The organism is Heliomarina baculiformis (assembly GCF_019966545.1).
Classification (GTDB): domain Bacteria; phylum Pseudomonadota; class Alphaproteobacteria; order Rhodobacterales; family Rhodobacteraceae; genus Heliomarina; species Heliomarina baculiformis.
In genome coordinates this window covers 26,983-47,950 of sequence record NZ_JAIMIC010000013.1, presented here as the reverse complement: position 1 = coordinate 47,950, position 20,968 = coordinate 26,983, and the positions used below count along the sequence as shown (strand labels likewise).

The 20,968-nt window shown below is 59.3% G+C and carries 21 protein-coding genes; 20 read left to right on the top strand and 1 reads right to left on the bottom strand.

What is annotated here, in order from left to right:
• Positions 1-38 precede the first annotated feature (38 nt).
• From MF268_RS21970 to MF268_RS21920, 11 genes are all read left to right on the top strand, one after another.
• On the top strand, positions 39-734 hold the full coding sequence (locus MF268_RS21970; protein ID WP_238372973.1) for a CBS domain-containing protein: 696 nt from the start codon (positions 39-41) through the stop codon (positions 732-734).
• Between the two features lie 158 nt (positions 735-892).
• Positions 893-1,360, top strand: coding sequence for a phospholipase D-like domain-containing protein (locus MF268_RS21965; protein ID WP_008282888.1), 468 nt, complete (start codon positions 893-895; stop codon positions 1,358-1,360).
• Between the two features lie 466 nt (positions 1,361-1,826).
• Entirely contained in the window at positions 1,827-2,192 is a 366-nt protein-coding gene (locus tag MF268_RS21960; protein ID WP_238372972.1) for a DUF5676 family membrane protein, read from the top strand.
• The gene (locus tag MF268_RS21955; protein ID WP_008282886.1) at positions 2,189-3,571 is read left to right on the top strand and encodes an MBL fold metallo-hydrolase RNA specificity domain-containing protein; all 1,383 of its coding nucleotides are present in this window, start codon (positions 2,189-2,191) and stop codon (positions 3,569-3,571) included. The genes MF268_RS21960 and MF268_RS21955 overlap by 4 nt, the downstream gene beginning before the upstream one ends.
• Positions 3,568-5,076 carry a thymidine phosphorylase family protein gene (locus tag MF268_RS21950; RefSeq protein WP_008282885.1) on the top strand — a complete coding sequence of 503 codons (1,509 nt, stop codon included), beginning with the start codon at positions 3,568-3,570 and terminating at the stop codon, positions 5,074-5,076. Before MF268_RS21955 ends, MF268_RS21950 begins: the two co-directional genes overlap by 4 nt.
• Positions 5,073-6,020, top strand: coding sequence for a ribose-phosphate diphosphokinase (locus tag MF268_RS21945; protein ID WP_238372971.1), 948 nt, complete (start codon positions 5,073-5,075; stop codon positions 6,018-6,020). The genes MF268_RS21950 and MF268_RS21945 overlap by 4 nt, the downstream gene beginning before the upstream one ends.
• A complete protein-coding gene (locus tag MF268_RS21940; RefSeq protein ID WP_238372970.1) occupies positions 6,017-8,371 on the top strand; it encodes a copper-transporting P-type ATPase in 2,355 nt (784 codons plus the stop codon). Before MF268_RS21945 ends, MF268_RS21940 begins: the two co-directional genes overlap by 4 nt.
• Positions 8,372-8,386: 15 nt before the next feature.
• Positions 8,387-8,656 (top strand): DUF2933 domain-containing protein, encoded by a 270-nt coding sequence (locus MF268_RS25445; protein WP_238372969.1) that lies wholly within the window; start codon positions 8,387-8,389, stop codon positions 8,654-8,656.
• Positions 8,656-9,309 (top strand): methyltransferase family protein, encoded by a 654-nt coding sequence (locus MF268_RS21930; protein WP_018065789.1) that lies wholly within the window; start codon positions 8,656-8,658, stop codon positions 9,307-9,309. Before MF268_RS25445 ends, MF268_RS21930 begins: the two co-directional genes overlap by 1 nt.
• Before the next feature lie 82 nt (positions 9,310-9,391).
• A complete protein-coding gene (locus tag MF268_RS21925; protein WP_088635795.1) occupies positions 9,392-10,099 on the top strand; it encodes a ferric reductase-like transmembrane domain-containing protein in 708 nt (235 codons plus the stop codon).
• Between the two features lie 108 nt (positions 10,100-10,207).
• Complete coding sequence (locus MF268_RS21920; RefSeq protein WP_238372968.1) at positions 10,208-11,551, top strand: APC family permease; 1,344 nt, start codon at positions 10,208-10,210, stop codon at positions 11,549-11,551.
• Positions 11,552-11,562: 11 nt separating this feature from the next.
• Here MF268_RS21920 and MF268_RS21915 read toward each other — a convergent pair whose 3' ends face one another.
• Positions 11,563-12,267, bottom strand: a complete 705-nt coding sequence (locus tag MF268_RS21915) for a hypothetical protein (RefSeq protein WP_237455014.1) — start codon at positions 12,265-12,267, stop codon at positions 11,563-11,565.
• Between the two features lie 717 nt (positions 12,268-12,984).
• On the opposite strand from MF268_RS21915, the gene MF268_RS21910 reads away from it, so the two are divergent.
• The 9 genes from MF268_RS21910 to MF268_RS21870 all read left to right on the top strand — a co-directional run bounded on the left by MF268_RS21910 (position 12,985) and on the right by MF268_RS21870 (position 20,930).
• The gene (locus MF268_RS21910) at positions 12,985-13,293 is read left to right on the top strand and encodes a hypothetical protein (RefSeq protein WP_233145813.1); all 309 of its coding nucleotides are present in this window, start codon (positions 12,985-12,987) and stop codon (positions 13,291-13,293) included.
• 73 nt (positions 13,294-13,366) lie between these two features.
• Positions 13,367-13,588: a putative periplasmic lipoprotein gene (locus MF268_RS21905; protein ID WP_233145814.1), complete on the top strand. Its 222-nt coding sequence runs from the start codon at positions 13,367-13,369 to the stop codon at positions 13,586-13,588.
• Complete coding sequence (locus MF268_RS21900; RefSeq protein WP_238372967.1) at positions 13,588-15,048, top strand: TolC family protein; 1,461 nt, start codon at positions 13,588-13,590, stop codon at positions 15,046-15,048. The genes MF268_RS21905 and MF268_RS21900 overlap by 1 nt, the downstream gene beginning before the upstream one ends.
• A gap of 11 nt (positions 15,049-15,059) precedes the next feature.
• Entirely contained in the window at positions 15,060-16,418 is a 1,359-nt protein-coding gene (locus MF268_RS21895) for a multicopper oxidase family protein (protein WP_114276243.1), read from the top strand.
• Positions 16,419-16,464: 46 nt separating this feature from the next.
• Positions 16,465-17,181: a copper-binding protein gene (locus MF268_RS21890; RefSeq protein WP_037929554.1), complete on the top strand. Its 717-nt coding sequence runs from the start codon at positions 16,465-16,467 to the stop codon at positions 17,179-17,181.
• Positions 17,182-17,290: 109 nt separating this feature from the next.
• On the top strand, positions 17,291-17,824 hold the full coding sequence (locus MF268_RS21885; protein ID WP_238372966.1) for a cupredoxin domain-containing protein: 534 nt from the start codon (positions 17,291-17,293) through the stop codon (positions 17,822-17,824).
• An 8-nt stretch (positions 17,825-17,832) separates the two neighbouring features.
• Positions 17,833-19,137, top strand: a complete 1,305-nt coding sequence (locus MF268_RS21880) for an ABC transporter transmembrane domain-containing protein (protein ID WP_088636198.1) — start codon at positions 17,833-17,835, stop codon at positions 19,135-19,137.
• Between the two features lie 14 nt (positions 19,138-19,151).
• On the top strand, positions 19,152-19,592 hold the full coding sequence (locus MF268_RS21875) for a c-type cytochrome (protein ID WP_238372965.1): 441 nt from the start codon (positions 19,152-19,154) through the stop codon (positions 19,590-19,592).
• Between the two features lie 78 nt (positions 19,593-19,670).
• Positions 19,671-20,930, top strand: a complete 1,260-nt coding sequence (locus MF268_RS21870; RefSeq protein WP_238372964.1) for a sialidase family protein — start codon at positions 19,671-19,673, stop codon at positions 20,928-20,930.
• The last annotated feature ends 38 nt before the right edge of the window (positions 20,931-20,968 follow it).

Sequence of the window (20,968 nt, the reverse complement as noted above, 5' to 3'; positions counted from 1 at the left end):
GTGCTGAACAAGCCAAAACTCAAGAAGGAGACTATGACATGCTCGCCAAGGATATCATGACAACATCGGTGATCTCGGTCCCGCTGGAGGGACAAATCGAGGACGCGGTACGCTTGATGCTCGACCACAATATCAGCGCGCTGCCCGTCGTTGACGCCGAGGGCGACCTCAAGGGACTTGTCAGCGAAGGCGACCTCATGCGGCGTGTCCGCGAAACAGACGGACCACGCCGGTCATGGTGGCTCGAGGTGCTTGGCGGGGCAAGCGAATCCGCACAGGATTTCGTGAAGCTCAAAAGCCACCGGGTCGAAGACGTGATGACAAGGGATGTAGTTTCGGTAGAAGAGGATACGAATGTCGCGGAAATCGCGCGTCTTCTGGAAAAGCACCGGATCAAGCGCGTGCCGGTGGTGAGATCCGACAAAGTGGTCGGCATCGTCAGCCGTGCGAACCTGCTCCACGCCTTGTCGGCGCTTCAGGATGGGGCGCTGCCGGAGCCGTCGGAGGACGACCGCGTGCTGCGTGCGAAGATTGAAGAGGCTCTGAAAGAAGTGCCCGGTGCAGCGGTCAACCTCATCAACTACACGGTGGACAAGGGGAATGTCGCCGTCTGGGGTGTCGCCGACAGCGATTTCGAGGAGAATGCGATCCGGGTTGCCGTCGAAAACGTGCCCGGTGTCAGGATGGTTGAGGTCCATATGGGACGACTGCCGGTCTGGGCTTACGGGATCTGACTCACATTGCGCAGATAAACCCGGCCTGGCAGGACGCCCGCCCGCTTCCATCAAACGCCATTCCCGAAGAGGCCGACGCAATCGAAGGACTGCTGGTACCGAGCTATTCGCGCAAGTGTCAAAAGAGGCTTGCCTGTCTGCACGCGGGACTGATCGGGATGGCACAGACCTGCGTTTATCTGACGTCGCCCTATTTCGGTCCGGGCACCGTGGTCGACCGGGCGCTTCAGGATGCCGCGCGTCGCCGCGTGGACGTCCGTCTGCTGGTGCCTCGCACGAGCGATCCTATGGTCGCTGGCTGGGCGACGCGGGCGGCATATGCGCAGCTTCTCTCGGCGGGCGTGAGGGTCTACGAGTATCTGCCCCGTCCATTGCATGCCAAGACGTCGGTCGTCGATACAGGCTGGTCGATCATCGGGTCAGCTAACCTCGACTACCGAAGCCTGTTCGTCAATCAGGAGCTGGTTCTGGTCGCACATGACCGCGTCCTGGCAGGGCAGTTGCAGGCGCAATATCTGCAAGATCTTTCGGATGCCCGCGAAGTCCCTCTTCGGGCTTGGCATTCCCGCAGCTGGCGCGCGCGAGGTTTCGAGGTGATCGGATGGGCCGCGCGGCGGCTGCTGTAACCTATAGCACCGGTCAGCCGACAGCCTGCCGGGATGCAGTAACTCTGTCTGCAATATCGACGCCTTCCTACGGCAGAGCGATACACTTGCTCCTGTACTAACGAAGACCGACAGGTTGCCAATTTCTGTAATGCTTCCGGTCGGGGCGCGTCTATAGAACGAAACCAAACAAAAGGAGGTCCAGATGGACGACCGATCAACTTCTCAGACGCAAGACACAGCACAGCAAAAACAGGGCGGATGTTGCGGTGGCAAGACCGATGCGCAGCCGAAAGCAAATGTCGAACCGCAGGTCGCGGAACCCGCAAAGGCAAAACCGGCCAAATCCGGCTGCTGCTGCGGCTAGGGCCGAGGCAAAGCCACCGCAGGATGGGCGTCTGGCGCTTGGTGCGCCCATCCTGAACCGGCGCCGTCCAGCGGATGTGTTCGCGCTCCGTCCGAATCCACGACAAGAAGGGAGAAAGCCATGATGCCCATTTTCTATTTCACCGCAGTCGCGGTGATCCTTTTCCTGGCCCTGCGCATGACGTGCGGGGCCTGCGTCATGGGCGGGCCTGCCGGGGCAGGGCGCGTGCGTCTGCCGGTTGTGCCGCTTGGTTGGGCGCTGAGCCTGTTCCTGGCGCTGACCTACTTTGTGTGCATCGCATTCGATCTGATCTTTCCCGCCTATGCAATGTATGAAACCTGGTCCGGTCTGCTGCCCGGTTTCGTCTGGCTGACCCCGGTGGGCTTCATCATCGGGCTGGTCGAGAGCTTTCTCTACGGTTGGTACGCCGCGCTGATCTTCGGCGGCCTTTACAACGCCATCGCGGCAAGGGGAACAGCGACATGATCCCGACCGCACGTCCGAAACTGCGCTTTCTTGGCGCCGCCGGGACGGTGACGGGATCGCGCTATCTGGTCGAGGCCCTGGGGCGGCGCATTCTGGTCGATTGCGGGCTGTTCCAGGGCTTCAAGCAGTTGCGGGCGCGCAATCGCAAACCTTTCCCTGTGCGTGTCAACACCATCGACACTGTGCTGCTCACCCATGCTCATCTGGACCATTCGGGATATCTGCCGACACTGATCCGGGCGGGGTTTCGCGGGCGGGTTCTTTGCACAGAAGCAACGGCAGATCTGTGCGGGCTTATTCTGCCCGACAGCGGCCATATCCAGGAAGAAGAGGCGCGCTTTGCCGCGCGGAGGGGATATTCCAAACACAAGAAGCCAAAACCGCTCTATACGCTCAAGGATGCAAAGGCCGCGCTGGACCGCTTTGATCTTCAACCGTTCGACCGGCGAATAGATTTAGGCGACGGCATCGCGGCCCGTTTCATTCCGGCGGGGCATCTGCTCGGGGCGGCGCAGATCCGGCTTGAGGTCGGCGGCAGGGTTGTCCATTTCAGCGGCGATCTGGGCCATGATCCCGATCCGCTGATGCGACCGCCCCAGCCATTCGGCGGAGCAGATGTTCTGGTCTGCGAGTCCACCTATGGCAACCGGTCCCATCCCGACGTGGACCCAGAAGCCGAACTGGCCCCGATCCTCAAACGCACCTTTGCCCGCGGCGGCACGGTGCTGATCCCGTCCTTTGCCGTCGGACGGGCGCAGGGGCTGATGCTGCACATTGCGCGATTGATGGAGCGCGGCGATATTCCCTATGTCCCGGTGTTCCTCAACAGCCCGATGGCGGTGAATGCGACCGAGATCTATCACCGTCATCACGCCGAGCACCACGTCAGCCGCGAAGACTGCATTGCGATGTTCGAGATCGCCAAGAGGGTAAACACGGTCGAGCAATCCAAGGAGCTGAACACGCGCCAGGGCCCGATGATCATCGTCTCCGCCAGCGGAATGCTGACCGGCGGGCGTATCCTGCACCATCTGGCCAGCTTCGGCGGCGATCGGCGGAACGCGATCTTGCTCTCCGGTTTCCAGGCCGGCGGCACGCGTGGCGCGGCGCTGGCCGGGGGCGCGCGGACATTGCGCATGTTCGGACGGGAGTTCCCGATCGAGGCCGAAGTGGTTCAGCTCCAGTCCTTTTCCGGACATGCCGATGCCGATGAGATCCTGCGCTGGATGTCCGCCGGTCCCGCCCCCGAGATGACCTATCTCACCCATGGGGAACCTGTCACCGCCGACACCCTGCGATTCCGCGTCGAACACGAGCTAGGGCGATCCGTGCGCGTGCCCGAACATCTCGAATCCGTCTACCTGGACAGGCCGCGATGACCGAAACGCTTGCCCTGGTCTCTTCCCGCATCGACACCTACCGGCAGCCGGTCGTCTACATGCATGAAGACTGTCACGTCTGCCGTTCCGAGGGGTTTGCTGCCCAGACACGCATACGAATCGACCTGAAGGACCGCTGGATCATCGCGACCCTGAATGTCGTCCGCCGCGGAGCATGGCTTGCCGTGGACCAGGCGGCATTGTCCGTTTCCGCCTGGGCCGCGCTTGGCGCTGAGATTGGAGACGAAGCCGCTTTCTCGCACCCTGAACCGCCCGCTTCGGCGTCTATGATCCGGGCGAAAGCCTATGGCGAGAGGCTGGACCGGGCCGGGTTCGCGACGATCGTGCGCGACACGCTCGACAGCCGGTTATCGGATCTCGACCTTGCCGCCTTCGTGACCGCCTGCGCCGGCGACAGGCTGAACGAGGCCGAAACCGTGGCGCTGACCCGCGCCATGAAGGAAGCAGGGCAGACGCTCGACTGGGGGCAGCACACTGTCCTCGATAAGCATTGCGTCGGCGGATTGCCGGGCAACCGGACGACACCCATCGTCGTCGCGATCGTCGCGGCGGCGGGGCATCTGATCCCCAAGACGTCGAGCCGTGCGATCACATCGCCTGCCGGAACCGCCGACACCATGGAGGTGATGGCGCCCGTCGCGCTTGACGCCGCCGCGCTGCGCCGGGTGGTCGAAGCCGAGGGCGGTTGCCTCGTCTGGGGTGGCGGGCTCGCCCTCAGTCCTGCCGACGATCATTTTATCCGTGTCGAACGCCCCCTCGATTTCGACTCCACCGGTCAACTCGTAGCGAGCGTACTGTCGAAAAAGGCGGCCGCCGGTGCCACCCATGTTCTGATCGACATGCCGGTCGGACCAACGGCCAAGGTGCGGTCTGCCGGAGCGGCGGAGGCACTCGGGATACGGCTGTCTTCGGTGGGCAAGGCGTTGGGTCTGAACCTGGCGCTACATATCAGCGATGGCGTGGCCCCGGTGGGACGTGGCATGGGCCCGGCGCTGGAGGCGCACGACGTGCTCGCGGTTTTGCGGCGCGCGCCGGATGCACCTGGCGACCTGCGTGCGCGGGCGCTGGATCTGGCCGGACATCTTCTGGACCTCGCACCGCACGCCGTTGCTGGGCGGGGGCGGGACCGCGCGCAGGCGCTTCTCGATAGTGGTGCAGCGGAGGCAAAGTTCATGGCAATTTGCGCGGCACAGGGCGGTTTCCGCAAACCCGGAACCGCAGCGCAGCAGATCGAAATACGCGCCCCTCATGCGGGCCAGTTGACCGCCATCGACAACCGACGCATCGCACGCATCGCCAAGCTGGCCGGGGCCCCGCGTCAGAAGAGCGCCGGCATCCGCCTTCTGGTGCGGATCGGGGATTGGGTGGACAAGGGCCAGCCGCTTTATGAGCTTCATGCCGAGACACCAGGCGAACTGGCCTATGCCCTGGCTTACGCGGAGTCCCAGACCGGGGTGCTGACGCTGTCCGAGGCAGTGTCATGATCCTTGTCGCGTTTCCCGAGATGAGGCCGCTTGCCGAAGACCTGGCACCCGCGCTTGGGGCGGACCTGCTCGCTCTCGACTGGCACCACTTCCCAGATGGCGAAAGCCTGATTTCGCTGCCCGGCGATCTGGACGGGGCCGATGTGGCATTTCTGGCGACTTTGCGCGATCCCGATCGCCTTGCCCTGCCCTTGCGCTTCGCCGCGGCGACGGCGCGCGAGATGGGCGCGCGTCGCGTCGGATTGATCGCGCCTTATCTTGGCTACATGCGGCAGGACCATCGCTTCGAGCGCGGGCAGGCGGTAAGCGCACCGCTGTTCGCGCAATTCCTGGGGGAAAGTTTCGACTGGCTGGTGACCGTGGATCCGCATCTGCACCGCATCGCGCGGCTGCAAAATGTCTTCCCGATGCCTGCCATTCGCGCCGTATCCGCCCCGCTGCTTGCGACCTGGATCAGCACGAACCTGTCAGACGCCGTTCTTCTGGGCCCTGACAGCGAAAGCCAACAATGGGTGGCTGAGGTGGCCCGGCTGGCCGGACGGCCCTATGAGGTCTTGCGCAAGGTGAGATCCGGTGACCGCAGTGTCGATGTCAGTGTGCCCGAAAGCGCGGCGCTGCGCGAAGGCACACCGATGATCCTCGACGACATCGCGTCTTCGGGGTCCACGATGGCTCGTGCCGTCGAAAGGTTGCTTGCGGCCGGAACCGCCGCGCCTGTCTGCCTGGCTATCCATGCGGTCTTTGCGCACGGCGCTCAGGACGCCATTCTGTCGGCTGGTGCGGCAAGGATCATCACCACCGACACCATACCCCATCCAACGAATGCGATCGGAATTGCCGGTTTATTGGCCGAAGCGATCCTTTCTGTGGTGACAGCCCTTGACCTTCCAGTTGCCGGAACAATTAGGCTGGACCCGAATCCCGCCGAGAGGACAACCGAATGAACGACCAAGTAAGCCATGCTTCACATGAAACCGAATCCAACATTTACGCCTGCCCGATGCACCCTGAGGTACGGCAGAACGGTCCGGGCGATTGCCCGAAATGCGGGATGCATCTTGTGCCCGAGGCGGAGCTCGACAGCCATGCCGGGCATGATCACCACGGTCATGACCATAACGCTGGTGCCGCCCCGGCGGACGGCAGATACGATACCGTCCCGGAGGGCTATGACGGCGCCGTCTACACCTGTCCGATGCACCCGCAGGTTCGCCAGGTCGAGCACGGCTCCTGCCCGATCTGCGGAATGGGGCTGGAGCTTGAGTCCGGGGTCCCGATGGACGACGGCCCGAACCCCGAACTGGTGGATTTCACCCGGCGTTTCTGGGTTGGCACGGTACTGACCATTCCGCTTCTGATCCTCACCATGGGTCCCTATCTCGGCTTCCCGGAAGTGCGAGAGATTTTCGGCGAGCGCGCAACCCTCTGGATCGAGTTGGTTCTCGGAACCCCGGTTGTTCTTTGGTGCGGCTGGCCGTTTCTGGTTCGGGGCTGGAATTCGTTCCGGACGATGAATCTCAACATGTTCTCCCTGATCGGTATGGGGGTAATCGCGGCCTGGCTCTTCAGCGTCGTCGCCGTTCTGGCACCCGGCATATTCCCGGACGGATTTCGCGACGCCGAAGGTCATGTCGGCGTCTATTTCGAGGCGGCGGCGGTGATCGTGACGCTTGTGCTGCTTGGCCAGGTGATGGAATTGCGCGCCCGTGAAGGCACTGGCAAGGCGATCCGCGCGCTTCTCGACATGGCGGCAAAGACCGCGCGGGTCATCCGGGACGACGGATCCGAAGAGGAGATTCCGCTGGAGGATGTGCAGGTCGGCGACCGGCTGCGCGTGCGTCCCGGAGACAAGGTGCCGGTAGATGGCGTGGTTCTGGAAGGCCGGTCCTCAGTCGACGAAAGCATGATCTCCGGAGAACCCGTGCCAGTCGAGAAGACCGAGGGCGACCCGTTGACCGGTGCCACCATCAACGGCACCGGCAGCCTCGTGATGGAGGCGACGCGGGTCGGATCCGACACGATGCTGGCGCAGATCGTCGAGATGGTCTCCAACGCGCAACGGTCGCGCGCACCGATCCAGAAGTATGCCGACAAAGTGGCGGGATATTTCGTTCCGGCCGTGATCGGTATCGCGCTCCTGTCCTTCATCGCATGGGCGATCTGGGGGCCCGCGCCTGCGCTGTCCTACGCATTGATCTCGGCTGTCGCCGTGTTGATCATCGCCTGTCCCTGTGCGCTCGGCCTCGCCACGCCGATGTCGATCATGACGGCGACGGGGCGGGGGGCCCAGGCCGGGGTACTTATCAAGAACGCCGAGGCGCTGGAGCGGTTCGAGAAGGTCGATACCCTGATCGTCGACAAGACCGGCACGTTGACGATGGGCAAGCCGCAGCTTGTCGCCGTCCTGCCGCAACCCGGTCACGACGAGGCCGAGGTCCTGCGTCTCGCCGCATCGCTGGAGCGCGGATCGGAACACCCGCTTGCCGAGGCCATCGTGCGCGGCGCGGAAGAGCGCGATGTGAAGATGGCTAATGCCGACGATTTCGAGGCGGTCACCGGCAAGGGCGTCAAGGGGGTCGTCGACGGCAAAGCGGTCGCGCTCGGCAATCTGGCGATGATCCGGGACCTTGGCCTTGAGGCGGGCGACCTGACCGCCAAGGCAAATGCCCGTCGCGACGAGGGCGAGACAGTAATGTTCGTGGTGCTGGATGGCAAGATCGCCGGTCTTGTCGGGGTCGCTGACCCGGTGAAGGAAACCACACCCGCCGCCATCAAGGATCTGCATGAATTGGGGTTCCGCGTTATCATGGCGACCGGAGACAACGAACGCACGGCCAAGGCCATCGGCGCGCGTCTGGGCATAGACGAGATCCGGGCCGATGTGCTGCCGGAGGACAAGGCACGGATCATCAAGGAATTGCAGCAGCAGGGCCGCAAGGTCGCGATGGCCGGCGATGGCGTCAATGACGCACCGGCCTTGGCACAGGCCGATGTCGGCATTGCCATGGGCACCGGGGCCGATGTGGCCATCGAAAGCGCGGGCATCACACTGGTCAAGGGCAACCTCGACGGTATCGTGCGCGCACGGCGGCTCGCACGGGCCACCATGCGTAATATCCGGCAGAACCTGTTCTTCGCGCTGATCTACAACGCCTCTGGCGTGCCTGTCGCGGCGGGGGTGCTGTTTCCGTTCTTCGGCATCCTCATCAGCCCGATGTTTGCCGCCTTCGCCATGAGCGCCTCGTCGATCTCGGTGGTGCTCAATTCGCTGCGCCTTCGCGGCGCAAAGATCTAGAAAGGAAGCCACAACGTGACCCATCAACCTGATCCATCACATGTTAATCAAAGTCAATCGGAGCATGCCCCCCGCCCGCCCTCATTCTGGCGATCACGCGCCGGCATCTATCTGATCGTTGCGCTGGCAGTTGGCGGCTTTCTCCTGGGTTACGAGCACCGGGTGCACATCCTGAGCAGCGGATTGCTGATCTGGCTGCCATTGCTGCTTTGCGTTGGAATGCACTTCTTCATGCACGGCGGTCATGGAGGCCACGGCGGGCACGGTAAGGGAGACGACCAGTAATGACCGATGCAGGTGCTTCCTATGGACTCTGGCTGCTAGTATTTATCAATTCGGCGGTGTTCATCATTTTCGCCTTCAGTTTCTTCAAGCCGCAGACAAAACGCGACTGGCGCAGTTTTGGAGCGTTCAGCGCCTTTGTCGTAGCTCTCTTCACCGAGATGTATGGGTTCCCGTTGACCATCTTCTTTCTTTCCGGCTGGCTGCAATCGACCTGGCCGGAGGTAGACTGGTTTGCCCACGACAGCGGACATCTCCCCGAAATGATGTTCGGCTGGCAATCGAACCCGCATTTCGGGCCGTTCCACCTCCTGAGCTTCGTCTTTATCGGCGGCGGCTTCTGGCTCATATCCGTGGCATGGTACCATCTGTGGAACGCGCAGCGTCAGGGGTTGCTTGCGACGACAGGCCCCTATGCCCGCATTCGCCATCCCCAGTATGTGGGGTTCGTGCTGATCATGCTGGGCTTTCTCGTGCAATGGCCGACCCTCCTGACGCTCGCGATGTTCCCGGTGCTGGTCTGGATGTACGCACGGCTTGCCCGCGGCGAGGAGGGGGACAGTCGCGCCCGTTTTGGCGAAAGCTGGGACAGGTATGCCAGCCGGGTTCCGGCTTTCATACCAAACGTCAACACTCTGCAGAATGTTGAACGCTGATTGGAAGCGAAAGCCGATCTGATGTGCTATTTGCGTGCCTAAAACATCTTTGGAAGACTGCAAACATACGGTATCTGAAACCATGATGAAAAAACCCGCCCTTCTGCGGCACGTACTAATCATAGGAACGTCCGTGCTGACGGGATACCTGCTGCTTGCTTCGTGTGCCGAGTGGTCGGAGATGCACCGCTACAACCGAGCGCTGGGGGATCTTTCACTGCTGCTCATCGTTGCTGCAATGGCGATTGGGCCGCTCGCACGCTTGTCGTCTACGCCCTTTTTACGGAAGCTTATGCCGTACCGACGCGAGCTCGGTATTTATGCGGTTCTGGCGGCGACGGTGCATACCATCATAATACTGATCGGCTGGGTCGAGCTTGATTTTGCACGGCTGTTCGGTTTTGAGTATCACCCCCAACTGCAACGCTACGTGATGCTTCAGCACGGGTTTGCGCTGGCCAATGTGGTTGGGATCGCGGCACTGCTCTACGGCTTTGTGCTTGCCGGTACGTCGAATAATTTCAGCCAAAGGGTACTTGGCACGTCCGTGTGGAAATACATCCAGCAGGGCGCTTATGTTCTGTGGTGGCTGGCAGTGCTGCACACGGCCTATTTCTTGTTCTTTCATTTTCTTGATTTCCACCGCCAAATGCCTGAGCCAAACTGGGCGCGATGGCCGTTCGTTGCCCTTGTGGCGTCAGTTATCGCTCTGCAAGGGGCCGCCGTTGTAGTCACATGGCGTTCGCAAACTTCCCGGCGGATCTACGGCGCATCCTCGCAACGGGAGTAGTCGCGATTTCATCAGACGCCCAGGGTCGGGACTTCTGGCGGCCTGAAACCGATCGGGTGGGCATGCGCAGAGGCGTAACGACCTAAAAAGCAACCAAGGCAGATCGAAATGCAGAAACACGATAAAAACCACGATGGGAACGACGGCTACCGTGAAGGCTCGATCAGCCTTGGCGGAGCTGTTGCCATGGGCACGGGCGTGATGATCGGTGCGGGCATCTTTGCCCTGACCGGACAAATCGCCCAGCTGGCTGGACCACTATTTCCACTCGCGTTCATCGCTGGTGCCATCGTGACCAGCTTCAGCGCTTACAGCTACATCAAGATGTCGAACGCCTGGCCCTCGGCAGGGGGCATCGCGATGATCCTTCAGAAATGCTATGGATCGGGGGCGGTCGCGGCGGGAGCGGCGCTCTTGATGGCGCTCAGCATGGTGATCGCGGAAAGCCTCGTCGCACGGACATTCGCCACTTATGTCTTGCGGCCTTTGGATATCACGGGCGGGCCACTTGTGCCCGTTCTGGCGGTTGCCGTGATCGTGTTCGCATTCTTGGTCAACATCGCAGGAAACCGCTCCGTCGGGCTATTCTCTCTAGTCATGGCGGCGATCAAGATCGGGGGCATCGCGCTGTTCGGTATCGCAGCACTCTGGTCAAGCGGGTTTCAGTTCGCCGCCGCGTCAGAAACGGCCGAGACCTTTGGAGTGACAGGCTTCATCGCGTCCGTTGCGCTGGCGATCCTTGCCTTCAAGGGCTTTACCACGATCACCAACAGCGGCGGCGAAATCACCGATCCCCACCGCAATGTGGGCCGCACTATCATGCTGTCCATCGCGATCTGCGTGGTGGTCTACCTGCTTGTGGCCTTTGGCGTGGGCGCGAGCCTGACAATCGACGAAATCATCGCCGCGCGCGACTATTCGCTGGCCCAGGCGGCTGAGCCCGCACTCGGGCAGGTCGGCTTTTACTTGACGGTCGTGTTGGCGGCCGTGGCCACAGCATCCGGCGTGCTGGCCAGCGTTTTCGCAGTGTCGCGGATGCTGACCATGCTGACGGAGATGAAAATGATCCCGCACAGCCATTTTGGCATGTCCGGGGCTGTCCAGCGGCATATGCTGGTCTATACAGTCGTTATCGCCTCGACGCTGGCCGTGCTCTTTGATTTGGGACGGATCGCATCCCTTGGTGCCTTCTTTTACCTCGTCATGGACATGATCATACATTGGGGCGTGTTCCGCTATCGTCGAACCGAAGTTGGCGCCTCCAGTATCGTGCTTTTGTCTGCGCTCTCTCTCGATGCAATTGTATTGGCAGCTTTCACCGTAATGAAGCTTCAAAGTGATCCAATGATCGTTCTGTATGCGGCTGTCGGAACGATCGCTGTCTTCGCTTTCGAGCGCGTTTACTTGTCGCGATGGTTGGCACCTCAGGCCGCGCATTCCCACGGTGAATAGCCAGCCATCATCTAGCCCTGAAGGAATGCGATGCCTTGTGCACCGATTGCGATCAATCCGACCGACAGGGCAAACGCAAACAAGGCGAGCAGCATCAAGCCCGCTTTTATTGGCAAGCGACGAACGGTCGGTCCAAGAAATTCCGACTGCCCGAAAGCTGAAACATATAGCGGCAGCGCGCTGATCATTGTCGCATAAAGATAAACTCCGGAGATGTTCTCAAAAAACGCCGAACGCGCAAGGGTTGGGGCAACGACCGACAACGCGGTTGCACGACTGCCCCCGAATGACTCGAACCAGTCGGCAGACAAAACGTAGATCAGTGCGTGGAGGCTTGGAAAGAGAATGGCTCTGAGCAAGATATCCACCAGCACGAAAAACGCCGTATCTCGGCGGGCGACCTTTGGTTTCTGTATCACCGCGAAAAGAAAAAAACTGACATAGTTTATGGCAAAAACTACGGGCAGACCGTTGGTCGTAACTTGCCTCAGAAAGCGGGCCAGCGATGGCCCGCCGGCGGCAAGAGCCGCTGCAAAGCCCGGCGAAAGCAAGATATAAAGGCAGAGGACCGCCAGTAACGCTGCGAGGCTGAATGCCAAGACAATGCTCACAAACTGAACACCGGGCATGTCGACGGAGAAAAACCTCTGCATGTTAGAACGTTGGCACATATACGGCTTGAGATCGAGGATGTTGAACCTGCGTTTGGGAACCAAGCATTCGCTCCAGGTCTTCGGGACGAATGAAATTTAAGTTTCGAAATCTCCTGAACCGCGTTCCATGTCTCGACTGCAGGCCGAGCGACATAACAAATGGTAGGTTACTGCCGGACCTAGTTGCGGAAATGTTGATAGCATTGGAAAGTAGCTTTTCTGCATGTCTTACGCTGGCGGTAATTTTCAGAACGGAATATTCCTATCCGAGTGGGCGGACTCCTTTCAGGGTCTATTGCAATCTGCGCGGAGATCGCGGCCATCGTGCCGCTTCCATGCAAAAGCCCATCATGGCTGCCGACCCAGATGCAAAAGTTTCGTGCGATCTGACTGCACCTATCGTCGGCGTCGACAGCACTCTGGATGAAACTGCATTGGCGGTAGCGATCAGCGACGCGGGCTACAGGTCTGAGAAGCTGGCTGAAGTTCGGTAGCACAAGACGCGTCAGCATCGCTCCGCTGACCGGAGGGGGATATTGGCTCTTTATATGTTTCTGATATGCAACATTTTCTGACGGCAGCGGCCGAATCTCGCCTTTTTCACAAAAAAGCGACAAACCTTCCTGCGCAGGACGGATTGACTGGATTGCTTCGGTATCCGATATCTAGAGCATGAGCTTTCGAGTTTTCATATCATGCTGGTTCAAGACGTTTACGTGCATTGCGTTTGCGTTAGCCTTGGTATTTTCACCACCTTCTGCCGCTCACGCGGCGTCCGGCATGCATGACGGACATCAAGCCAAGTCTATTGTTGTCGTTGGTGCCGCCATGACTCATGACACCGGAAGCGATGCGCATCACGCGCATGAGAAGCTTAGGGTCGCAAGCGACATCGCAGCGTCCGACAAGGATGGCAAAGAGCAACAATCCCAAGAGTGTTGCAACGGCATCTGTATTTCTGTCGTCTTCATCGAAGACACCAAGATCAGAGCAGAGCCGGTTGGTACAAGTGAATATGTCATTCTGGACGGTCAAACGTATTCGGTAGAAACAGCAGGGTTTTTTCGGCCCCCTCGATTCCTGATCTGAACCGGCGCCCAAATCGGGTGTGAGCCTTGCGCAGATTCTGCGTGAGACAACGTTCACCAATCAGGTTACTTTCATGAAAATTCATCTACTTATGGGGGCTTCGGCCCTCGGGCTTGGCGCATGCGCCTATGAGCCCACCCCGTTGCCGTCCGTCGCGACCCAACAGGCCGTCGTCAACACGGTAGTTTCATCGCCGATCAGCTATCAGGACCCCTTGGCGGGCTACACCTATCGCGGCCCTACAGGTCCCCGCGACTGGCGTTCCGTCAATCAAGAACAGACGGAGGGCAACTGATGCGGGTATCGAAGTTTCCGCTGGTTTTCGGCTTTCCGCTAATCTTGGGTGCCTGTGCTACAGCTGTGCCGGGCATCTACACGGAACCAAAAGCTGGCTTCGCCAATATTTCCAGCCAGGTCACACCAGCCATTGGCAAACGGACAGCCTTCGCCGAAACCCAGGCCGAAAACGAGGCCTTGAAGAAGCAGGTGCACGCAATGGTGCACCGCAAGACCATTTCGGCGGACACCGCCGTTCAGGTCGCGCTTCTGAACAACAAGGGTTTGCAGGCGTCATATGCGAATGTCGGCCTATCCGCCGCTGAGGCCTGGCAGCAATCGACCCCGGAAAATCCGATCGTCGCGATCGGTATACTGGGCATCGGTGCGCCCGAACTAGGTGCCTACAGGGCGATCGAGGGACTGATACGGTCGAACGTGCTCGATGCCACCACTCGCAAGCAGCGTACGGCCATTGCAGACGCAAACTTCCGGCAGGCTCAACTGAGCGCCGTGAACGACACACTCGCACTGGCCAATCAGACGCGGAAGGCATGGGTCGATGCCGTAGCTGCCTTCGAGGCCGTGAGCTATCTGCGCCGCGCGAAAGCGACTTCTGACGCCGGATCGGAATTGGCTATGAGGCTGGGTGAGACCGGCGCGCTCAACACAGCCGGGCAGGCCCGTGAACAGGCATTCAATGCCGAACTCGCCGGACAACTTGCCCAGGCACGCTTGAATGCTACCCGGTCCAAAGAGCAGCTGACCAGGCTCATGGGGCTGTGGGGCACCGAAGTCGACTATTATGTGCCCGATGCCCTTCCTGCGCTGCCGCGTTCCGTCGGCCGTGTGACTGACATCGAAGCGAAAGCATTGCGAAATCGGGTTGATCTGCGCGTTGCCAAACTTGGCCTGGAAGCACAGGCCAAGGCGTTTGGTCTGACTGATCAGACTCGCATTCTCAGCGATCTCGAATTCATCGCCGGTTTCGAGGCTGAGCGGGAAATCGAGGACGGAGAAACGGAGACCGTGACCACCCCTCAGGTGGAGGTGGAGTTCGCAATCCCGATCTACGACACCGGGAAGGCACGGATGCGAAAGGCGGAATTGTCGTACCTGCAAGCAGCCAACGTGCTGGCAGAGAGAGCCGTCAACGTCCGGTCCGAAGCGCGTGGTGCTGAAGCCTCCTATCACGCCGCGTATAAGATTGCCCGCCACTATCGCGACGTTCTGGTGCCGCTACGCACGACCGTCGAAGAAGAGGGGCTGCTGTCTTATAACGGCATGATCACCAACACTTTCGAGCTGCTGACAGATGTGCGCGAAAAACTTGGCGCATCGCTGGAAGCGGCAAACGCAAAACGCGAATTCTACATGGCGCAGGCTGACCTGACTGCTGCGATCTATGGCGGCGGAGACGGCGGCGGTGCTGGTGGAGAAGACGCAACACTTGCCGCCGGTGGCGGCGCAGGACACTGAAAGGAACTGACATGTTGAACAGACGTCAATTACTCGGAGCCGGTGCGGCAGGTGCAACGCTGGTCTCTTCGAAAGCCTGGGGTCAAACCTTGAACATGGGATTGCCCGAAGCCGCGCAAATGGACAGTGCGGCAACGGCGATCACGGCGCGTCCCAATTCCGGGCCGGACTACACACCTGTGGTCACATTGAACGGGTGGACCCTGCCACACCGGATGAACAACGGCGTGAAGGAATTTCACCTCGTGGCCGAACCGGTAGAACGCGAGCTTGCCGACGGCATGATCGCGCATTTGTGGGGCTACAACGGCCAATCCACCGGCCCGACAATTGAAGCTGTCGAAGGCGACCGGGTGCGCATCTACGTCACCAATAAGCTGCCGGAAGGCACAACGGTACACTGGCACGGGCTGATTCTTCCGTCGGGCATGGATGGGGTCTCCGGGTTGAGCCATCCCAGCATCCCACCAGGCAAAACCTTCGTCTATGAATTCGACTTGGTGAAGTCCGGAACGTTCATGTACCACCCCCACGGCGATGAAATGACCCAGATGGCGATGGGGATGATGGGCATGTTCGTGGTCCACCCCAAGGATCCCACATTCATGCCGGTAGATCGTGATTTCCTGATCATGCTGAACGCTTTCGACATCGATCCGGGGACCTATGTACCCCGCATCATGACGATGACGGATTTCAACCTTTGGACCTGGAACAGCCGGATCTTCCCCGACATCGATCCGCTGGTCGTGAACAAGGGCGACCGGGTGCGAGTGCGGGTTGGGAATCTTACGATGACGAACCACCCGATCCATATGCACGGCTATGACTTCAAGGTCACCTGCACGGATGGCGGCTGGGTGCCGCCTGAAGCACAGTGGCCGGAGGTCAGCATCGACATTCCCGTAGGTGCGATGCGGGCCTACGAATTCACAGCTGATCATCTGGGAGATTGGGCGATCCATTGCCACAAATCGCACCATACGATGAACGCCATGGGCCATGACGTGCCGACGTTCATCGGGGTGAACAAGAAGCCGCTGACCCAGAAGATCCGTCAATTCCAGCCGGAATACATGCCGATGGGCATGTCCGGCATGGGGGACATGGCAAAAATGGAAATGCCGCTACCCGACAATACCATCCCGATGATGACGGGTTGGGGCCCGTACGGACCCATCGAGATGGGCGGCATGTTTTCGGTCGTGAAGGTGCGAGACGGCATCGACGCGGACGATTACTCCGATCCCGGCTGGTACGAAAATCCTCCGGGCGAGATGGCCTACGAATGGACCGGCGAATTACCCGAATTTGCCTCCAACAACAGCCCCAAGACCATTCTCACACCGAAACCAACCTCGAAGGGCTGAGCGGCCCTTCGTCATCTCCAACCAAACCAACCTACAGGACAATAAAATGAGAAATCTTCTTTTGACGACAAGCTTTGCGATCGCGTTATCAGCACCGGCCTTTGCTGCAGGTACACACGACGGTGGGCATGGGGAGAACAAGCCGGCCGCAATGATGGTCGGCATGCCGGGTGACGCCGCCAAGGTGGATCGTACAATCGACGTCACTTTGCTTGAAAACGATGAGGGCCAGATGCTGATCGAGAGTGAGCCGATGGATATCAAGGAGGGCGAAACCATCCGCTTCAACATCACCAACAAGGGTGAGCTGGAGCATGAATTCGTCCTCGACACGGTAGAGCGTAATGCCGAGCACAAGATCGAAATGGCCAAGATGGACATGGAACATGACGATCCGAACCGTATCCGTCTCGATGCGGGCGCCTCGGGCGAGGTTGTCTGGACTTTCGCAAATTCTGGCACATTCGAAGCAGCGTGCCTGATCCCGGGCCACTACGAATCGGGAATGCACCGTGAGGTCGCAGTCGGTGACCAGATGGCTCAGGCTGACGTGGAATACACAAGCGGCACCATCAAGAAAATCGACGCAAAGGCCGGCAAGGTCACAATTATCCACGGCCCTCTCGTCAACCTGGATATGCCGGCAATGACCATGGTGTTCCGCGCCGACGAGGCGATGGTGGCCAAGATGGCGGAAGGTCAGGACATCGAGTTCGTTGCCGACCGGGTCAAGGGTAAACTGACCGTCACGCAGATGAAGTAACTACTAACAATGGGGCCGGGGGTAAACACTCCGGCCCCATCGCCTTGATCGCTTAGCCCAAGCAAGCAAGAAGATCCCATAAAATCAAGCGCTACGGAGGTAGCCGAGCATGAAGAATTTCCTGAGAACCTGCACCATCGCCCTTGCGCTTGTCCTTCCGGCTTTTTCAGTGGGCGCTTCCAGTGGCAAGGGCCAGCAGCCTCACGCGCGAGCCTTCGAAGTGCCTGGCCATGATCCGATCGGGAAACCCGGTGATGGCTCCTCGATCGACAGGACGATTGAAATATCCATACGGGAGACGGAAAGCGGCTACATGCTTTTCGAGCCGGACGCGATCCAGATTGAAAGCGGCTCGGTTGTCCAGTTTTCAATCAGAAATACCGGCGCATTGGATCACGAGTTCTTTCTCGGTTCCTTTGACGAGGTCGCAAAACATCAGCAATGGATGCGCGAACATCCCGATATGCAGCATGACAGCGCCAACTCGGTTTCGATCCCAAGTGGACAAAATGCCGATTTGATCTGGGAGTTCTCCGATGTGACCAGCCTGGAGTTTGCATGCTTGATACCCGGCCACCGGGAGGCGGGCATGTGGGGCGTCATCATCGTCCACGATCACCTCGCGCCGAAATCCAAGGGTTAGACTTTTCCATGTCACTCTTGGACAGGTATCACCTGCTTGTACACGACGTAGCTGCCGCCTTTGGGTACGACTACAACGATGTCACGCCAGACTGGGTGCACCCGTTCATTCATCTCATACTGGTCTTGGCGCCTGCGCTGCTGATCACCGTTGGCTCATATCTTGCTATTCGCGGCATTCTGAAGCTTTGGAAGTACCGCAGCACGCCTGCGATCCACCCAGAGCCCATACGAGGGCTCGAAGGAAGTCTTTTCAGCACCGTCTTGCGCTATTCAAGAAGGCAGCAGGCGTTGATGATCGTGGTTAGCCTCATCGCGATGCCTATTCTCTATCTGACCCTGGAACTGCCAAAACAGATCGTGAACAACGCTCTGGATTCCGACCGTTTCCCGATCGTCGTTCTGGGACGAGACCTCGATCAGGTCGTTTTCCTCATACTTCTTTGCGGTCTCTATCTTCTGGCGATCATCCTGAATGGGTTAAACAAATATGGCCTAAACGTCTTCAAAGGGTATGTCGCGGAGCGTTTTCTGCGGCGCTTCCGCCTGCTGGTCTATCGGCAATGGCGCAGCGATCCAGACTCCGGAAACCAAAGCGAGATCGTCCCTATTCTCGCACAGGAAGTCGAGCCCATCGGTGGCTTCGCGGCAGATGTCCTTACGCTGCCAATCCTGCAAGGCGGTACGCTTCTGACGATCCTGTTTTTCATGTTCGTTCAGGACCCTGTCTTGGGTGCCGCCGCACTGACGGTACTGCCAATTCAGCTCGTGCTGCTGCCCAAGCTGCAACGGCGGGTCAACGCGCTTTCACGCACCAGGATCAAGGAGGTCCGACAGCTTGGCAGGCAGCTCAGCGATCAATTGCGCGAACGGCAGGTCAATCCGGCCGGGCTGCTGCCAGTAAGCGCAAGTTTTAGAGAGCTTGAGCACGTGCGCAGGAAGATTTTCCGTCTGAAGTTCTTCATCAAGGCCCTCAACAATTTTCTGACCGCGCTGACGCCATTCCTGTTCTACTCTCTGGGTGGATATTTCGTCATCGAAGGGCGGATCACACTCGGCGCGCTGGTGGCCGTCCTGGCAGCGCACAAGGACTTCTCGGCACCGCTGAAGGAACTTTTCCGCTACTATCAGACCTTGGAAGACACCCGAATCCGGTATCACGAAATCACGGCTTTTTTTGCCGGGTCAGGCCACTCGTCCGAAGTGGCCCAGGCAGATGACAGTACGCTGGAAAAGGTCAGCCAATTCGAGCAATCGCCGCTCAGAAAAACGACTTTGCCTTTCGAGGGGCATGGAGACCTCGCTTCACAATGAAGGAGTTTGATAGCATGAAATGGGCAGCAATATTTTTTGCTCTGATCGCCGTTGCTGCGGCAGGATGGTACATCCTGCAGCCGACCCACTCCCAGACGAGTACTCAGACGGACGAAAGAATGGCACTTCCCGCAGGTGCGCTTGCAACTGTCAGGCTGCCCCCAAGTTTCACCGAGCAAGAGCAAATCGGCAAGCGTGCCTATGGTGCGGCCTGCGCGACCTGCCACGGCGTCAATGGGCAGGGTCAGGACGGCGTTGCTCCACCGCTGGTGCACAAGATTTATGAGCCGGGCCACCACGGTGACATGGCGTTTGTCCTCGCAGCACAGAATGGTGTTCGGGCGCACCATTGGAAGTTTGGTAACATGCCAGCGGTTGAAGGCGTGACGCGATCAGATATTCTCGATATCGTGGCTTACATTCGTGTATTGCAGCGTGCCAACGGGATAAACTGAGCCGTTTCGACGGACAAAAGGGTGGGATTTGGTTCCCGATCAACTACCAATGGGTTCGCCGCAACATGGCCACGACTAGTGGGGATAATTCTCTGTATGAGTAAGTGTCTCGCTGCATCGATCCTGATCCTTGCTGCATTTTTCAGTTCTTTCCCTGCAACTCATGCCGAGGAAACCGCCCTCTTCAGATTGACCGACCGTGCAGCACCGGTCGGCATCAGTGCCCGTGAACCATCACTTGCAACCTTGCCGGATGGCCGGATCATATTGAGCTGGACAGAAGAAAACGGAGCCGAAGCGGAAGTTCGCATGGCCATACTCGATGGCAGTGAGTGGTCGGACGCTCGCACAATTCATAAATCGTCAAAGATTTACATCAACTGGGCCGATTTCCCATCGGTAGCGGTACTGGCCGATGGTGGACTGGCGGCACAATGGCTGAAACTGAATGGGGAAGGTGACTACCAGTATGACGTCAATATCGCTTTTTCCATGGATGAGGGCAGAAGCTGGACGGAACCGCTTATTCCGCACGATGACAGATCTCAACGCGAGCACGGTTTTGTTTCGTTAATTCCCGATCAGTTTGGCGGGTTGACGGCGCTGTGGCTGGATGGCCGGGAGTATGACAATCAGACAGAAGGCGAAAGCTTCGAGAATGCGATGCAGCTGCGCGCGCGACAGGTCGACTCTGACGGAGCGATGAAGCCAGAAAGCCTGTTGGACGCGCGCGCTTGTACTTGTTGTCAGACGTCCGCAGCGCGGACCGCCTCGGGCGATTTCGTGGCGGTCTATCGTGATCGAACCGCCGAGGAAATCCGCGATATTTCGATTGTCCGATCTATCGGAGGGGAATGGACGCAACCCCTCACTGTTCACAACGACGGATGGGAAATTGCCGGCTGCCCCGTAAATGGCCCAGCCATTGATGCGATCGGCGACAAGGCAACCGTCATCTGGTTTACTGCAGCATCAGACGAACCGAGGGTTCGTATTGCCTTTTCGGACGATGGAGGAATGCAGTTCGACGAACCGCTCCGCCTCGACCTCGGCGCGGCCTCGGGTCGGGTCGATGTTCTGCAAATGCTGGATGGAAGCGTTTTGGCACTCTGGATGGAATATGTGAGTGGCGGTGAGGCGATCGTTCTGTGCCATGTATCCCGTGGTACCGGATGCGCCGCGCCCCAGGCTCTCTACGTCAATCGGGGTGCTGGATCGGTCGGCTTTCCGCGAATGACACGCGGAGAAGCCGGTGCATTTGTGGCCTGGACCCAACCGACAGGAGCTTCAGACAGAAGCACCACAGTCCGCGTGGTCGAAGTTGCGCTGGCGCCATGAATTGCAGCGACCATTTGAATGTGCCCGTTCTTCCTTAA

What these genes read in the sequence shown, in the direction of transcription:
- MF268_RS21965 (WP_008282888.1), top strand. Translation starts at nt 893, where the DNA reads ATGGCACAGACCTGCGTTTATCTGACGTCGCCCTATTTCGGTCCGGGC.
- MF268_RS21930 (WP_018065789.1), top strand. Translation starts at nt 8,656, where the DNA reads ATGACCGATGCAGGTGCTTCCTATGGACTCTGGCTGCTAGTATTTATC.
- MF268_RS21940 (WP_238372970.1), top strand. Translation starts at nt 6,017, where the DNA reads ATGAACGACCAAGTAAGCCATGCTTCACATGAAACCGAATCCAACATT.
- MF268_RS21920 (WP_238372968.1), top strand. Translation starts at nt 10,208, where the DNA reads ATGCAGAAACACGATAAAAACCACGATGGGAACGACGGCTACCGTGAA.
- MF268_RS21900 (WP_238372967.1), top strand. Translation starts at nt 13,588, where the DNA reads ATGCGGGTATCGAAGTTTCCGCTGGTTTTCGGCTTTCCGCTAATCTTG.
- MF268_RS21970 (WP_238372973.1), top strand. Translation starts at nt 39, where the DNA reads ATGCTCGCCAAGGATATCATGACAACATCGGTGATCTCGGTCCCGCTG.
- MF268_RS21910 (WP_233145813.1), top strand. Translation starts at nt 12,985, where the DNA reads ATGCATGACGGACATCAAGCCAAGTCTATTGTTGTCGTTGGTGCCGCC.
- MF268_RS21955 (WP_008282886.1), top strand. Translation starts at nt 2,189, where the DNA reads ATGATCCCGACCGCACGTCCGAAACTGCGCTTTCTTGGCGCCGCCGGG.
- MF268_RS21945 (WP_238372971.1), top strand. Translation starts at nt 5,073, where the DNA reads ATGATCCTTGTCGCGTTTCCCGAGATGAGGCCGCTTGCCGAAGACCTG.
- MF268_RS21880 (WP_088636198.1), top strand. Translation starts at nt 17,833, where the DNA reads ATGTCACTCTTGGACAGGTATCACCTGCTTGTACACGACGTAGCTGCC.
- MF268_RS21890 (WP_037929554.1), top strand. Translation starts at nt 16,465, where the DNA reads ATGAGAAATCTTCTTTTGACGACAAGCTTTGCGATCGCGTTATCAGCA.
- MF268_RS21925 (WP_088635795.1), top strand. Translation starts at nt 9,392, where the DNA reads ATGATGAAAAAACCCGCCCTTCTGCGGCACGTACTAATCATAGGAACG.
- MF268_RS21950 (WP_008282885.1), top strand. Translation starts at nt 3,568, where the DNA reads ATGACCGAAACGCTTGCCCTGGTCTCTTCCCGCATCGACACCTACCGG.
- MF268_RS21960 (WP_238372972.1), top strand. Translation starts at nt 1,827, where the DNA reads ATGATGCCCATTTTCTATTTCACCGCAGTCGCGGTGATCCTTTTCCTG.
- MF268_RS21895 (WP_114276243.1), top strand. Translation starts at nt 15,060, where the DNA reads ATGTTGAACAGACGTCAATTACTCGGAGCCGGTGCGGCAGGTGCAACG.
- MF268_RS21885 (WP_238372966.1), top strand. Translation starts at nt 17,291, where the DNA reads ATGAAGAATTTCCTGAGAACCTGCACCATCGCCCTTGCGCTTGTCCTT.
- MF268_RS21905 (WP_233145814.1), top strand. Translation starts at nt 13,367, where the DNA reads ATGAAAATTCATCTACTTATGGGGGCTTCGGCCCTCGGGCTTGGCGCA.
- MF268_RS21875 (WP_238372965.1), top strand. Translation starts at nt 19,152, where the DNA reads ATGAAATGGGCAGCAATATTTTTTGCTCTGATCGCCGTTGCTGCGGCA.